Genomic DNA, 15,217 nt, shown 5'->3' with positions numbered 1-15,217 from the left:
GGCGGGGCGATGGAGCAGACACACACCAGCCACAACGGTGCGGCGTCGTACCCGACGACCAGCGCCCAGCGACGGGTCCTGGTCGTCGAGGACGACACCACGATCGTGGACGCCATCGCCGCCCGGCTACGGGCCGAGGGTTTCCTGGTCCAGACGGCGACCGACGGCCCTGCCGCCGTCGACGCGGCGGAGGCCTGGCAGCCGGACCTGATGGTCCTCGACGTGATGCTGCCCGGCTTCGACGGGCTGGAGGTCTGCCGCCGCGTCCAGGCCCAGCGCCCGGTCCCGGTCCTGATGCTCACGGCGCGCGACGACGAGACCGACATGCTCGTGGGTCTCGGCGTCGGCGCCGACGACTACATGACCAAGCCGTTCTCGATGCGCGAGCTGGCGGCCCGGGTGCACGTCCTGCTGCGCAGAGTGGAGCGGGCGGCGCTTGCCGCCGTGACGCCACGCAGCGGCATCCTGCGCCTGGGCGAGCTGGAGATCGACCACGCTCAGCGACGGGTCCGGGTGCGCACCGAGGACGTGCACCTGACGCCGACCGAGTTCGACCTGCTCGTCTGCCTGGCGAACACGCCGCGCGCGGTGCTCTCCCGGGAGCAGCTGCTGGCCGAGGTGTGGGACTGGGCGGACGCCTCGGGCACCCGGACCGTCGACAGCCACATCAAGGCGCTGCGCCGCAAGATCGGGGCGGAGCGGATCCGTACCGTCCATGGCGTGGGATACGCGCTGGAGACCCCGGCGCCATGAGCACGCTCCGGCCCCGGGTGCGGGAGGCGCACCCCGGACGACGGGCGCGCAGAATCCTGATCTCGATCAAGACCAAGCTCGGCGCGCTGGTCGTCGGATCGGTGTTCATCACCTCGGGGCTGGCCCTGGTGGCCATAAGGACGGCCACCGAATTCCGTTACATCACGGTCTTCGCGATGATCGCGACGCTGTTGATCACCCAGTTCGTGGCGCACGGTCTGACCGCGCCGCTGGACGAGATGAACACGGTCGCCACCTCCATCTCGGACGGTGACTACACGCGGCGCGTCCGGGGCGCGGACCGCCGCGACGAGCTCGGGAACCTCGCCTCCACGATCAACCGCATGGCGGACGACCTGGAGGCGGTGGACCGGCACCGCAAGGAGCTGGTCGCCAATGTCTCGCACGAGCTGCGCACCCCCATCGCCGCCCTGCGGGCGGTCCTGGAGAACGTCGTGGACGGGGTCTCGGCCGCCGATCCGGAGACGATGCGTACGGCCCTGAAGCAGACCGAGCGCCTCGGCCGGCTGGTGGAGACCCTGCTCGATCTGTCACGACTCGACAACGGTGTCGTCACGCTGAAGGCGCGGCGCTTCGAGGTGTGGCCCTACCTGTCGGGCGTGCTGCGGGAGGCCAATCTCGCCGCCTCCCAGCGCGGTCTGTCCTCCGGCTCGGGCCATCACACCCGCACCGACGTCCATCTGCACCTCGACGTGTCGCCGCCCGAGCTGACCGCCCACGCGGACGCGGAGCGGCTGCACCAGGTGATGGCGAATCTGATCGACAACGCCGTGAAGCACTCCCCGCCGCACGGCCGGGTGACGGTACGGGCCCGGCGCGGCCCGCAGCCGGGCTCGCTGGAGCTGGAGGTCGAGGACGAGGGCCCCGGCATTCCGGAGTCGGAGCGGCGCAAGGTCTTCGAGCGGTTCAACCGGGGCAGCGTGGCCGCGCCGCACGGCCCGGGAAGCGACGGCGGTACGGGTCTCGGCCTGGCGATCGCCCGCTGGGCGGTGGATCTGCACGGTGGCCGTATCGGTGTGGCCGAATCCGCACGTGGATGCCGCATCCAGGTCACTCTTCCGGGCAGCCTCCAGGCGAACGGTTGACGTAGGGTTCGAACCGGAAGCCCGCGTTCTGCGTCCAAGTGAACGGGACGTTGCCAGGGATGCGCGCCGAAGGGTGCGCAGCCGCGCTGTCGCGTACCCGTAACACAGGGGAACCACGCTTGTTTCCCGCCATTGTGTACGCCGAAACACTTCGTCAAGTGTGACTTGCGCGACGTTGGCACGCCCGGTCTGCACCTCTCGGCCGGGGAGGCGTAGCCTTTATTTCCGCTGTCCATCACCTTGTGAAGCGGAAGAGGGCGGTTGCCGCCGTGTCGTCTCAGTCCCCCAGTAACTCGAGCATCTCGACCGACCAAGACGAGCAGGGTAAGAACCCTGCCGCCGCCTTCGGTCCCAATGAGTGGCTCGTCGACGAGATCTACCAGCAGTACCTCCAGGACCCGAATTCGGTCGACCGTGCCTGGTGGGACTTCTTCGCCGACTACAAGCCCGGTACGCCCGGTACGGCCGAAGCCCCCCCGACCGGTACCGCAGCCGCGGGGGCTGCGGTGACCCCGGCCCCGGCCGCTCCGGCCGCCCAGGCGCCCGCCGCGCCGGCCCAGGCCCCCCAGGCCGCGCCCGCGGCCCAGACCCCGGCCCCCGCGGCCGCGCCGGCCGCTCCGGCGAAGCCCGCGGCCGCCGCCCCGGCTCCGGCCAAGCCCGCCACGCCCGCAGCAGCCGCCGCACAGCCGGCTGCCGCGAAGGCGCCGGCCAAGGCCGAGCCCGCCGAGGCGCCCGCCGGGCCTGAGCTCGTGACGCTGCGCGGCCCGTCCGCCGCCGTCGCGAAGAACATGTACGCCTCCCTGGAGGTGCCGACGGCCACGTCCGTCCGCGCCGTTCCGGTGAAGCTGCTGTTCGACAACCGCATCGTCATCAACAACCACCTCAAGCGCGCCCGCGGCGGGAAGATCTCCTTCACGCACCTCATCGGGTACGCGATGGTGCAGGCCCTCAAGGCCATGCCGTCGATGAACTACTCCTTCGCGGAGAAGGACGGCAAGCCGACCCTGGTCAAGCCGCCGCACGTCAACTTCGGCCTCGCCATCGACCTGGTCAAGGGCAACGGCGAGCGCCAGCTGGTCGTCGCGGCCATCAAGAAGGCCGAAACGCTCAACTTCTTCGAGTTCTGGCAGGCGTACGAGGACATCGTCCGCCGCGCCCGGAACAACAAGCTGACGATGGACGACTTCACCGGCGTCACCGTCTCGCTGACGAACCCCGGCGGCCTGGGCACCGTGCACTCCGTGCCGCGGCTGATGCCCGGACAGTCCGTCATCATGGGCGTCGGCTCGATGGACTACCCCGCCGAGTTCCAGGGCACCTCCCAGGACACCCTGAACAAGCTGGGCATCTCCAAGGTCATGACGCTGACCTCGACGTACGACCACCGGGTCATCCAGGGAGCCGCCTCCGGCGAGTTCCTGCGGATCGTCGCCAACTTCCTCCTGGGCGAGGAGGGCTTCTACGACGAGATCTTCAAGGCCCTGCGGATCCCCTACGAGCCGGTCCGCTGGTTCAAGGACATCGACGCCTCGCACGACGACGACGTCACCAAGGCGGCCCGCGTCTTCGAGCTGATCCACTCCTACCGGGTCCGCGGCCACGTCATGGCCGACACCGACCCGCTGGAGTACCGCCAGCGCAAGCACCCCGACCTGGACATCACCGAGCACGGACTCACCCTGTGGGACCTCGAGCGAGAGTTCGCGGTCGGTGGCTTCGCGGGCAAGTCGATGATGAAGCTCCGTGACATCCTCGGCGTGCTGCGCGACTCGTACTGCCGCACCACCGGCGTCGAGTTCATGCACATCCAGGACCCGAAGCAGCGCAAGTGGATCCAGGACCGCGTCGAGCGCTCGCACTCCAAGCCGGAGCGCGAGGAGCAGCTGCGCATCCTGCGCCGGCTGAACGCCGCCGAGGCGTTCGAGACCTTCCTGCAGACCAAGTACGTCGGCCAGAAGCGGTTCTCGCTGGAGGGCGGCGAGTCCGTCATCCCGCTGCTCGACGCGGTCATCGACTCGGCGGCCGAGTCGCGTCTGGACGAGGTCGTCATCGGCATGGCCCACCGCGGCCGGCTGAACGTCCTGGCGAACATCGTCGGCAAGTCGTACGCGCAGATCTTCCGCGAGTTCGAGGGCAACCTCGACCCGAAGTCGATGCACGGCTCCGGCGACGTGAAGTACCACCTGGGCGCCGAGGGCACCTTCACCGGCCTGGACGGCGAGCAGATCAAGGTCTCGCTCACCGCCAACCCCTCCCACCTGGAGGCGGTCGACCCGGTCCTCGAGGGTGTCGTCCGCGCCAAGCAGGACGTCATCAACAAGGGCGGTACGGACTTCACGGTCCTGCCGGTCGCCCTGCACGGTGACGCGGCCTTCGCGGGCCAGGGCGTCGTCGCCGAGACGCTGAACATGTCGCAGCTGCGCGGCTACCGCACGGGCGGCACGGTCCACATCGTCATCAACAACCAGGTCGGCTTCACCGCCGCCCCGGAGTCGTCGCGTTCGTCCATGTACGCGACCGATGTGGCCCGCATGATCGAGGCGCCGATCTTCCATGTGAACGGTGACGACCCGGAAGCCGTGGTCCGTGTCGCGCGGCTCGCCTTCGAGTTCCGCCAGACGTTCAACAAGGACGTCGTGATCGACCTCATCTGCTACCGCCGCCGCGGTCACAACGAGGGCGACAACCCGCAGTTCACCAACCCGCAGATGTACAACCTGATCGACAAGAAGCGCTCGGTGCGCAAGCTGTACACCGAGTCGCTGATCGGCCGCGGGGACATCACCCTCGAAGAGGCGGAGCAGGCGCTCCAGGACTTCCAGGGCCAGCTGGAGAAGGTCTTCGCGGAGGTCCGCGAGGCGACCAGCCAGCAGCCGGCCGAGGCGCACGTGCCCGAGCCGCAGCCCGACTTCCCGGTCCCGGTCACCACCGCGGTTTCCCAGGAGGTCGTGAAGCGGATCGCCGAGTCGCAGGTCACGATCCCCGAGCGGATCAAGGTGCACCCGCGCCTGATGCCGCAGATGCAGCGCCGCGCGGCGTCCATCGACGACGGCACCATCGACTGGGGCATGGGCGAGACGCTGGCCATTGGTTCGCTGCTCATGGAGGGCACCCCGGTCCGGCTGTCCGGCCAGGACTCGCGTCGCGGCACCTTCGGTCAGCGCCACGCGGTGCTGGTGGACCAGGAGACCGGCGAGGACTACACGCCGCTGCTCTACGTCGCCGAGGACCAGGCCCGCTACAACGTCTACGACTCGCTGCTCAGCGAGTACGCGGCGATGGGCTTCGAGTACGGCTACTCGCTGGCCCGTCCGGACGCGCTGGTCATCTGGGAGGCCCAGTTCGGTGACTTCGTCAACGGCGCGCAGACCGTCGTCGACGAGTTCATCTCCTCGGCCGAGCAGAAGTGGGGCCAGACCTCCGGCGTCACGCTGCTGCTGCCGCACGGCTACGAGGGCCAGGGCCCGGACCACTCGTCCGCCCGCCCGGAGCGCTTCCTCCAGATGTGCGCGCAGGACAACATGACGGTCGCCATGCCGACGCTGCCGTCGAACTACTTCCACCTCCTGCGGTGGCAGGTGCACAACCCGCACCACAAGCCGCTGATCGTCTTCACCCCGAAGTCGATGCTCCGCCTCAAGGCGGCCGCGTCGAAGGCGGAGGAGTTCACCACCGGCGGCTTCCGCCCGGTGATCGGTGACGAGTCGGTCAACGCCACGGACGTCCGCAAGGTCGTCTTCTGCGCCGGCAAGGTCTACTACGACCTCGACGCCGAGCGTAAGAAGCGTGGCGTGACGGACACGGCGATCATCCGCCTGGAGCGCCTGTACCCGCTGCCGGGTGCCGAGCTGCAGGCCGAGATCGCCAAGTACCCGAACGCCGACAAGTACCTGTGGGCGCAGGAGGAGCCGGCGAACCAGGGTGCCTGGCCGTTCATCGCGCTCAACCTGATCGACCACCTCGACCTGGCCGTCGGCGCCGACATCCCGGGCGCCGAGCGACTGCGTCGCATTTCACGGCCGCACAGCTCGTCCCCGGCGGTCGGCTCGAAGAAGCGTCACGAGATCGAGCAGGCCCAGCTGGTGGCCGAGGTCTTCGACGCCTGACCGGGCGCGACCGACCGGTCGCCGTACTGACGGAGGGCCCGGCATCCCGAGGGGGATGCCGGGCCCTCCGGCGTGTTCCGGCCTGTCAGACGGGCTGCGGCTCGAAGTCCCAGTAGGGGCGCTGGCGGCGGCGCACGCTGAGCGTGTGGGGATGCTGGTCGCCGAGGGTGTCCGCGAGCATCCGGATGACCTCCTGCTCCTTGTCGGCCGCGTCCTTGACCCGGCGCAGGGCGCGCAGATCCGCCGCGTGGGCCGCCCAGGCGGAGAGCGTCAGCGGATGGGTCTCACCCAGGACGGCCTGGGCGCGCCGCGCGGTGTCGCCGCTGAGTTCGAGCGCGCGGTCCTCGTCGCCGGACAGGGCACGGGCGCCCGAGGTGTTGAGGCCGCAGCCGAGGGTCCAGGGGTGCTCGTCTCCGACGGCCGCCCGCATCCGGGACAGGGCCCGTTCGGACATGTGCAGGGACTCGTCGCGGTCGCCGGACTCGGCGCGTACGAGGGAGAGGTTGCCGAGGACCCCGGCTGTGAAGGGGTGCCCGTCGCCCAGGAGGGCGCTGTACTCGTCGGCGGCGCGCTCGGCCAGCTCACGGGCGCGGCCGGTGTCGCCGTGTTCGCGCAGCAGGGTGGCGTAGTCGGCGAGCACGGCGAGCGTGTCGGGGTGACGGGGGCCGTGGACCTGTTCGGAGCGGCTGAGGACGGTCCGCATCAGCGCTTCGGCGCTCTGGTACTCGCCGCTGCGGCGCAGACAGAGCGCCAGGTTCTGTTCCGCCCGCAGGGTCTGCGGATGGTGGCGGTCCATGATCTGCCGGTGCATCCGGACGTTCTGTTCCTGGCGTGAGGTCGCCTCGGGGTAGCGGCCGAGCCGGCGCAGCAGCGTCGCGCAGTCGATGCCGCTGGCGAGCGTGCTCGGATGCCGGAGCTTGAGGACCCGCTCGCGGGCCTGGAGCACCTCCATGTGCATCAGGAGAGCCGCTTCGTACTGTCCGAGCTGGGCGAGCACGGAGGCGAGGTTGTGCCGTGCGGAGAGGGCGCGGGGGGCCGTGTCCCCGAGGAGCCTGCTGTACGCCTCCCAGACCTCCGCGAACAGGACGCGGGCCTCCTCGTACGCCGCCAGGGCCATGAGGCTGCCACCGAGGCCGGTCTTGGCGCGGAGCAGTTCATTGCTGTCGGTGGCGTGCCGCTGGAGCTGGTCGACCGAGTTGCGGCCCATCGCCTCGGCCTCGCGGTAGCGGCCGACCCTGCGCAGCATGATCGAGTGCAGATACTCAAGGAGCAGCAGGTTCCGGTTGATCGGGGCGAGCCGCTGCTGCCAGCGTGGCAGCGCCTTCTCGCACAGCTGTAGACCGGCCGAGTGCTCTCCGCGTACGCGCAGGTAGTCGATGCAGTCCAGGACCAGCTCCTGGACGTCGGGGTCGGTGCTGTCGAAGGCTCCGGCGTAGTCGAGATGCGGGATGAGCTGGGCGTAACGTGCCCACAGGCGGGTGTCGTTGGGGTTGCGCGGTGAGCCGCTGACGAGGACCCGGCAGGCGGTCTGCGAGGCCGCCTCGCGCTCCTGTTCCGGCATCCCGTCGCGGAGGTAGCCGTGGTACAGGTGGTGCATCTGGACCGACTCGACACCGGGGTCGAGGCCGGTGTCGGCGGGGTAGTCCATCCTCATCACGGCCGTCGCCTCGTGCAGCCGGCGCAGATTGGTGTGCCAGCCGATGGGGTCGGCGGCGAGCGCGGCGAGGTGCGCCGGCAGGTCCCCGGGGCGGGCCGTCTGGATGAGGCCGACGGGGATCGCGTCTGGAGAGAAGAAGCCGAAGACCTTGAGGAGTTCGGCGGCGTCCGGGTGCTTCTCACGGAGCATGTTCTGGGTGAGCGACCAGCTGGTCCAGACGCTCTTCTTGTAGTCGTCGTCGGCGATGCTGATGCCGAACTGGTTGGGCTTCCCGCTGCGGATGCGCTCGATGTACGTCTCGACCGGCATGGTCTCGTTGATGTCCAGCCAGGCGGCCGTCTGGTTGAGGAGCAGCGGAAGGTCCTGCACGGCGTCGGCCAGGGCGTCCGCCTGCCGGGGGCTGAGCCTGGCCGCGCGGCGGCGGGCGAAGGCGATGCTCTCCCGCCGGGTGAAGGGCTGGACCTCGATCTCCACGGTCCGGCCGAGCGCCGCCCAGTCCCTGGTCAGAGTGGTGATCAGGACATGTCCCGGGCCGTCGGGGAGCAGTCCCTCGATGCCGTCGGTGCTGTCGGCGCCGTCGAAGACGAGCAGCCAGTTGCGGTGTGGGCGGCCGCTGCGCAGGGTGTCCTGAACGGCGCGGATCCGGTCGCCCGTCTCGCGTCCGGCGGGCAGTTCGAGCCGGGTCGCGAGCTCGGCGAGCTGCTCCCGGGCGGTGCCGGGATAGCCGGAGTTGACCTGCCAGACGATGTCGTACTCGTTGCGGAAGCGGTAGGCGTACTCGCGGGCGATCTGGGTCTTGCCCACCCCCGAGATCCCCCGCAGGACACAGCGCTCACCCTCGCCGGAGCCCCGGCTGAAGACGTCGTGGATCTCGTCGAGGATCGCGTCGCGGCCGGTGAAGCGCTCGTTGCGGGGCGGTACGTTCCACTGCGCCTGGTCGTCGTTGGGGAAGCGGGGGGCGTCCTCGTCGCCCGCGGCCTGCTCCCCGTCGCCGATCGGCCGGGGGCGCTCGACGCCGAGCCTGCGCAGCAGTCGGCGCCGTGCCTCGCGGGCGTCGAGGCCCAGAAGGTTGACGGGCCCCAGTGCGGCGGCCGTGGTGGGCAGCGTGCCGGTGGCGACGTTGACGGCGGCGAACCGGTCGGCGTTCGGCGGGACGACCTCGCGCAGCGCCTCGGCCCACTCGGAGGCGGGCCGGGGACCGAGGCCGAAGTACCAGTCGTCCAGCACCAGGAGCACCCGGCCGGGCGCGTCCAGAAGGTCGTTGAGCGCCTCGACGAGCGTGGTCTCCACGGCGGGGTCCCAGCGCAGCATGGACGTACTCAGTCCCTGCTGTTCCAACTGGTGCGAGATCCAGGCCGCCCACGGGCGGCTGGAGCCCGCGTGACTGATGGTGATGTGCTCGGCCATGCGACCGTCTCCCTGTCCTACGAGCAGTGTGCATTCGATGTGGAGCGTGGGGTCTTCCGGCACCGTAGTTCATCGGCGCCCACGAGAACTGACGAAGTGTCGGACGCGCGGCCCCGGCCTGGAGGTCTACGGCGAGGCCGCGGTCGCCGCGCCCATCTCGGCGCGCATCCGGCCGGCTATGTGCCGTATGAGCCGGGCCATGTCCGCGCAGTACACGGTCGGATGGTGGAAGCCGCTGTGCGCGACATAGCGGTGGGCGTAGTTTCCGGCGCCGCAGACCGCGACCAGTGGGCAGTCCAGGCAGTCGGCGGCGAGGGCGTCGCGGCCGAGCTGGCGGGCGACGATGCCCGGATGTTCGAGGGCTTCGTCGAAGGTGTCGTGGTGGACGTCCAGCCCCGTGGCGGGGGCGTGTTCATAGGCCGTCTTCAGCGAGTCGACCTGTTCGATGGCCCCGTCGGTGTCGATGACGACGGTGGCGGCCGGGGAGAGTCCTACGGACTCGGTGGTACTGGGCCGGCCGAGGAGCAGCGCGATGATCTCGGCGAAGAGCCGGACCCGCACGGCGGGCCCCTCCCGTCGGCCCCACCACAGGTCGAAGACCTCGGCGAGCCAGTCGCCGTACGGGGTCGGCCTGGTGTGCGGAAGGTACAGCAGACGCGGGTCAGCGGCGGCGACCCCGGGTGGCGGCGAGGACCAGTTGGCGTGCGGCAGCAGCAGATCCAGGGCGGGAGGCGCCAGCGCGGTCAGCGAGTGGAACACCTCGGCGGGATCGCGGGCGAGGTCGATGACGCTCAGGATTCCGGCGTACGTCCCGGGGTGCCCCCGCAGCAGCCCGGCGGCGCGCGAGGCGGCGGGCCAACTCGCGCGCCCCGCGTGGTCGACCCGGCGGCCGTTGTGCGCGGCCGTCCCCCCGTCGAGGCTGAGCCCGACGCGGATCCCGGCACCGGCGAGCTCGGCGAGGACGCCCGGCGTGAGGAGGGTTCCGTTGGTCTGGACGACGAAGCCGATGTCGCAGTCGTCCGGCACGGCCTGCCGCACGTACGAGGTGTAGGCGAGCAGCGGCCCGGCGCCGCCGAGCAGGGGCTCACCGCCGTGCAGATCGACCCGTACGGACGTCAGGGCGTGCGCGCGGACGTGCTCGCCGATCCGGGCCGCGGTGCGCCGCATGGTCTCGTCGGAGACCCGGGCGGGGCGGTGGCGCCAGGTGCGGTCGGGGCTCTCGTAGATGTAGCAGTAGGTGCAGGCGAGGTTGCAGCGGCTGTGCACCTTGAGGACGAACTGGCGGAACGGAAGGCGGCGGGGCCACGCCCGACGGGCCTCGGCCACGTCAAGATCGCGCAGCGGCCAAGGGGCTAAGACCTCGTGGGGGCTCGGTTCTCCTCCCGCACGCCCGTTCCTCACGGTCACGGCGTGTCGTCGAACGCCGCGAAGGTGTCGTGCTCCGAACGCGGCTGGCTCACCAGGTCCTCCAGTACCGCGCAGAGTGCCGGACGGTCGACGCGGTCGAGCAGCACGGCCAGATCGACGCCGGAGAAGTCGGGCAGCGACTCACGGGGCGCGCTCACGGCCGGGGTCCGCACATCGTCTCCTCAGGTGATCGGCTCAGCCCTGGGCAGGTCTAACCGGGCATGCCCTCTGCCCCGCGTCCGGAAACACGTGCGAGTCACTGCGTGCCGTCCAGCCGCTGGATCCGGTCATCGGTACGCCGTGCTTCGGCCGAATCCGTTTCGGTGGTCCGTGCCCATTGGTCCCGGGCCGCCCGGTACATCTCCAGGGCTCTGGCGGGCCCGGCGAGGAACTCCAGCACCTCGCCGCGCCCGTGCAGGGCGCGGGCGGCGATGGCCGGGTCGCCGGCCTCCGCCGCCGTGTCCGCCGCGCGGCGGTAGGCGTCGTCGGAGTGGTCCCACTGCTCGCGCTCACCGGTGCGCTCGGCCAGCAGCCGGTGCAGCGCGCCCAGTTCGAGCAGGGCGAGGGCTCGGGGGGCGGCCGCGACGGTGTCCCTGAGTGCCTGCTCCGCCGTCCAGCACGCCTCGTAGAGGTCCGCGATCATCGACTCGAGGCGGTAGCGCTCGCGCAGCGCCTCGGCGAGGAGCAGCCTGCGCTCGGTCGCGGACGGGTGGCTGGGGGCCGTGTCGGCGACGGCCTCCCGGAGGCTGTGCACGGCCTCGGAGACCGTGGACCTCCGATCGGGTTCCTGGAGGATCTCCAGGAGCATCCGGCCGTAGGAGACAAGGAGCTCTACGCGCTGTGGGTCGCCCGGTCGTAACAGACTCAATGCCCGTTTCATCTCCGCCTCGGCCAGCTCGATGTCCTGTGTGTCGCCGGTCGCCCGGTGCCGCCCCCACCGCAGTACGGCGAGCCGACCGCGCGCGACAGCCTCCAACTCCGTCTCCCCCTCTCTACGGGCCGCGTCGGCGGCCCGGTTCAAGGTTTCCCCCTCTTCGGGGCGTGTGAACGGTTCCCCGCTGAGCGCATACGCCTCGGCGAGATCGAACAGCGCGCGCGCCGGCGGCATCGCCTCACCGTCCGCGCCCCCCGTGTCCTCTACCCCTGAATCCAGCGCGGAAGCGGCCCTTCCGGCCAGTTCCCGTTGCTCGTGGCCGCCCGGCCGCGCCAGCGTCGCACGCTGGAGAAGGACCCGGCCGAGCGCGAACCACAGGGCGGCCGGGGGGCGTCCGCCGGGCCAGGTCTCACTGAGCCGGCCCAGCAGCCGGCTGGAGCGGCGCAGCGACTCGGCGGCGGCGGTCGGCGAGAGCCTGAAACGCCGTTCCACGATCCGGGTGTGCAGGAGCGCGCACTCCAGCATCGTCGCCGGATCCAGCCCCCGTTCCCCCAGCGCCCGTTCGAGCTGCGCCGCCGCGTCGTCGAGGTCCCGTACACCCTCCTCGGCGCCCGCGGCGGCCTCGCCCCGGGCACGCAGGACGCGGGCGAGCGCGAGCCGGTCCCCCGCCCGTACGGGGGTGTCCGGCGAGGCGGTGTCGTCGGTGCGGGAGCGGGCGATGCGCTCGGCGAGCCGGAGGGTCTCCGGATCCCCCCACTCCGTCCAGGCGTGCAGCAGGGCCTCGGTGTGGAGCCGGTCCCGGTCCTGATGGCCGGCGGCCTCCGGGGTGCGCAGCAGCCGCAGCGCCTCCAGCAGGTCGTCGGTGGCGTGGTCGCTCTCGTACCGGCGCAGGTGCGCGGTGGCGGCGGCGACCGGACCCTCGGCCGCGGCCGGAGTGGTGGAGCGGTAGCCGACCTCGCGCTCGAACCGGCGCATCACCTGCTCGGAGACGTACACGAACGGCTCGGGCACCCTGTCGTGGCCGCTCACCACCCGCCGGCCGGTGCCCTCCAGATGGGCGACGACGATGGCGGGGAAGTTGCGGGCGCCGCGGCCGAAGGTGCGCTCGATGTAGAAGGAGCAGTGCTTGAGGACCAGCGCGGCCTCTCCCGCGCTCAGCTGCTCGAGCAGCAACTGCCGGACGTGGGGCTTGAACTCGAACCAGGGGCCGTGGCGGCGGTCGGCGTCCTCGAGATCGGTCACCAGGCCGCCGAGCAGGACCTCGGCGAGCTCGCCGGGGCCGCTCTGCGGAAGCATCGCCCGCTGGACCAGTTGCATCACCGGTACGGAGAGCGGGGCGGCGGAGAGCTGGACGGCGAGCTGGCGGGCGGCGGGTGAGGCGGTCTCCCCGAAGTCGGCGAGCAGCCTGACGGCTTCGGCCCGCCGGTCGGCGTCGTGCCCCTCCCGGCCCTCCCGGCTCTGCTGGGCGCCGGTGGTCTCGCCGTTGGTGTCGTTCTCGCTGTTCTCGCTGTGCTCGCTGTTCTCGTCGTCGGCGGCCGGGGTGTACGGCTCCGGATCCACGGGGGGCGGCTCCAGCAGCGCGGCGGCGCAACGCAGTTCGAGACCGCCCCGGGCGGACACCAGGCGCGCCCAGGTCCGCAGCGCCGCAGGCGTCGCGGTGAGCACCGGCACATGCAGGCCGGGGACGGGCGCGCCGTTGTGTCCGCCGGTGCGGGACCCGGAGCGGGCCGCGGAGTCGAGCCTGCGGAACTCCAGCGAGCGGTACGGTCCCGGCCTCCGGGTCAGCAGACCGACGGCGGCGGGCAGCCCGGTGCGCTGCCAGAACCGGTGCGGCAGCGGCTGCAGCACGGCGAGGGGCGCGCTGCCCGCCCAGCGGTGCAGCAGCCGCTGGAAGGAGCCGTCGCGCCACAGCGGCCCCGCGCAGTCGCTGAGCAGCAGATGCACGCGCTGCCCCGAGACGTCGGTCAGCTCCTCGGCCGGGCGCAGCACGTGCCCGGGGCCGGGGTGGGCGGTGACCCCGATGCCGCTGCGCTCCGCCCGGCCCGGGCCCCGGCGGGCGGTGACCCCGATGCCGTGGGGCAGCGGGTGGAGGTAGTGGACGCTGACGTCCCGGAAGGCACCGAGCTGTTCGCAGGCGCGCCGCAGTTCCTGCAGGAGGCCCTCCCACACGGCCATGGAGGGGGCGCCGTCCATGAGGATCTGCAGGTCGGCCGTGCGCCGGCCGACCGGGCGGCGCACCGGCATCACCAGGCCCGTGGTGGCGGTGAGTTCCGCGGTGGCGTTCTCGTCGAGCTCGACGCGGGTGGCGGGTCCCGAGGGGCGGTAGGAGCGCAGTGCCCGCAGGGCGCGTTGCAGCGGGGGCAGGGACGGCAGGGTGGGGGCGGAGGAGAGCCGGACCCGCCGGCCCGGTGAGGCGGCCGGGCGCACGGGGGCGGAGGAACGTGCGGAGGTGGTCGCGGAAGCGGTTCCGGAGGGCTCGGCGGGGCTCTCGGCGGAGGCTTCGCCGGAGCCTCCGGTGAGGGGGTCGGTGAGCTGGAGGGCCGGGTTCCGGCCGTCCGCACCCGGGTGCGGCCCGGGACTCCCCTTCTCGGCACCCACATTGGCCGGATCCTTACGGGTCCCCGGGGGCGCTTCCGCACTGTCCGTGGCGGCGCCGGGCGCGCGCGGAGAGTCCGCGGGCGCCGTCCACCGGGACAGCCAGAGGGCGTCCGCGATCTGTCCGCTGTCCAGGGGGGCGCCCGCGGCGGCAAGGGTCTCGACGAGCTGGTGGAAGGGGTCCGGGCCGGGGCCTGGCACCCCGCTCACCCTGTCCGGTCGAGCGGCGCCATCAGTACCTCCGCGAGCCGGTCACGTGCCGCGGTCCCCTCCCGGTCGCTCATGTTGCGCACGAGATGGATGGCGTTGAGGAGCTGGTCGACGGCGAGGACGTCGCCCGGGTCCCGGTCGAGGAAGCGCCGGATGAGCTCGCCGTACTCCGCCTCGGCCGCCTCGCCGAAGTGCGCCCGGACCATCCCGGCGAGCCGGCTCTCGTCGGGCGCGGCCATCTGGAGGTGGATGCAGCGCCGTCGCAGGGGCGCCGGGAAGTCCCGCTCGCCGTTGCTCGTCATCACGATGAAGGGGAACTGACGGCAGCGGACCCGGCCGTTGCGGATGGGGACCTTGACCCCGTCGTCGGTCATCACCTCCACCTCGGGGGCGATGTCCGCGATGCGCTCCAGCTCCGGGATGGCGAACTCGCCCTCCTCCAGGACGTTGAGGAGGTCATTGGGCAGATCGATGTCGCTCTTGTCCAGTTCGTCGACGAGCAGCACCCTGGGCCGCGCGTACGGCAGCAGGGCCGTGCCGAGCGGCCCGAGCCGGATGTACCGCCCGATGTCGGCGATCCCCTGCGGTCCGCCGTCCGGCCGCCCGTCGTCCGGCCGTCCGTCGTCGGATCGTCCGTCGCCGGGTCGGCTCTCGCCGAGGGTCGTACGGATCTGGAGGTCCTGGAGCCGGCCGATGGCGTCGTACTGGTAGAGGCCGTGGATCAGGGCACTGCGGCTGACGATGGGCCAGCTGAGGACGCGGCCCAGACCCAGTTCGTACGCGACCGAATGGGCGATCGTGCTCTTGCCGCTGCCGGGATGGCCGGTCACCAGGAGCGGGCGGCGCAGATAGAGGGCGGCGTTGATGAGCTCGCGCTCCTCCGTGCCCGGCCGGTGCAACTGGGCCTGGCGGGTGCGCACTCCGAGTCGGCGGCGGGACGCGCTGTCGAGCTCGCGCGGGCACTGCAGGGGCCCGTCACCGTCGAAATCCCGCCAGGGCGGCGGCGGGGGCAGCATGTCGATCCCGTCGTGCGGGGCTCCGGCACCCCGGTAGATCAGCCATTCGCTCATGTCGACCCCCTTCTCGACAGGCTGCCATGACA

General features: G+C 71.7%; 8 protein-coding genes. 3 read left to right on the top strand and 5 right to left on the bottom strand.

Annotation, left to right across the window (positions count from 1 at the left end):
* Positions 1–9: 9 nt before the first annotated feature.
* The 3 genes from ACZ5VC_RS07985 to ACZ5VC_RS07975 all read left to right on the top strand — a co-directional run bounded on the left by ACZ5VC_RS07985 (position 10) and on the right by ACZ5VC_RS07975 (position 5,965).
* Entirely contained in the window at positions 10–753 is a 744-nt protein-coding gene (locus tag ACZ5VC_RS07985) for a response regulator transcription factor (RefSeq protein ID WP_468707138.1), read from the top strand.
* Entirely contained in the window at positions 750–1,859 is a 1,110-nt protein-coding gene (locus ACZ5VC_RS07980) for a HAMP domain-containing sensor histidine kinase (protein ID WP_468707140.1), read from the top strand. The genes ACZ5VC_RS07985 and ACZ5VC_RS07980 overlap by 4 nt, the downstream gene beginning before the upstream one ends.
* Positions 1,860–2,128: 269 nt before the next feature.
* Entirely contained in the window at positions 2,129–5,965 is a 3,837-nt protein-coding gene (locus ACZ5VC_RS07975; RefSeq protein WP_469119244.1) for a multifunctional oxoglutarate decarboxylase/oxoglutarate dehydrogenase thiamine pyrophosphate-binding subunit/dihydrolipoyllysine-residue succinyltransferase subunit, read from the top strand.
* 85 nt (positions 5,966–6,050) lie between these two features.
* Here the strand turns inward: ACZ5VC_RS07975 and fxsT are convergent, their stop codons facing one another.
* The 5 genes from fxsT to ACZ5VC_RS07950 form a co-directional block, all read right to left on the bottom strand.
* Positions 6,051–9,029 carry an FxSxx-COOH system tetratricopeptide repeat protein gene (gene fxsT, locus ACZ5VC_RS07970; RefSeq protein ID WP_469119243.1) on the bottom strand — a complete coding sequence of 993 codons (2,979 nt, stop codon included), beginning with the start codon at positions 9,027–9,029 and terminating at the stop codon, positions 6,051–6,053.
* A 126-nt stretch (positions 9,030–9,155) separates the two neighbouring features.
* Positions 9,156–10,355 (bottom strand): FxsB family cyclophane-forming radical SAM/SPASM peptide maturase, encoded by a 1,200-nt coding sequence (locus ACZ5VC_RS07965; protein WP_469119242.1) that lies wholly within the window; start codon positions 10,353–10,355, stop codon positions 9,156–9,158.
* Between the two features lie 77 nt (positions 10,356–10,432).
* On the bottom strand, positions 10,433–10,594 hold the full coding sequence (locus tag ACZ5VC_RS07960; RefSeq protein ID WP_469119241.1) for a hypothetical protein: 162 nt from the start codon (positions 10,592–10,594) through the stop codon (positions 10,433–10,435).
* Positions 10,595–10,692: 98 nt separating this feature from the next.
* A complete protein-coding gene (locus tag ACZ5VC_RS07955; RefSeq protein WP_469119240.1) occupies positions 10,693–14,106 on the bottom strand; it encodes an SAV_2336 N-terminal domain-related protein in 3,414 nt (1,137 codons plus the stop codon).
* Between the two features lie 5 nt (positions 14,107–14,111).
* Positions 14,112–15,185, bottom strand: a complete 1,074-nt coding sequence (locus tag ACZ5VC_RS07950; RefSeq protein WP_469119239.1) for an AAA family ATPase — start codon at positions 15,183–15,185, stop codon at positions 14,112–14,114.
* Between the last annotated feature and the right edge of the window lie 32 nt (positions 15,186–15,217).

This window comes from Streptomyces sp. NPDC033174, assembly GCF_055577795.1.
The sequence above is the reverse complement of the archived record's forward strand: the minus strand, read 5'-3'. Positions and strand labels throughout refer to the sequence as shown.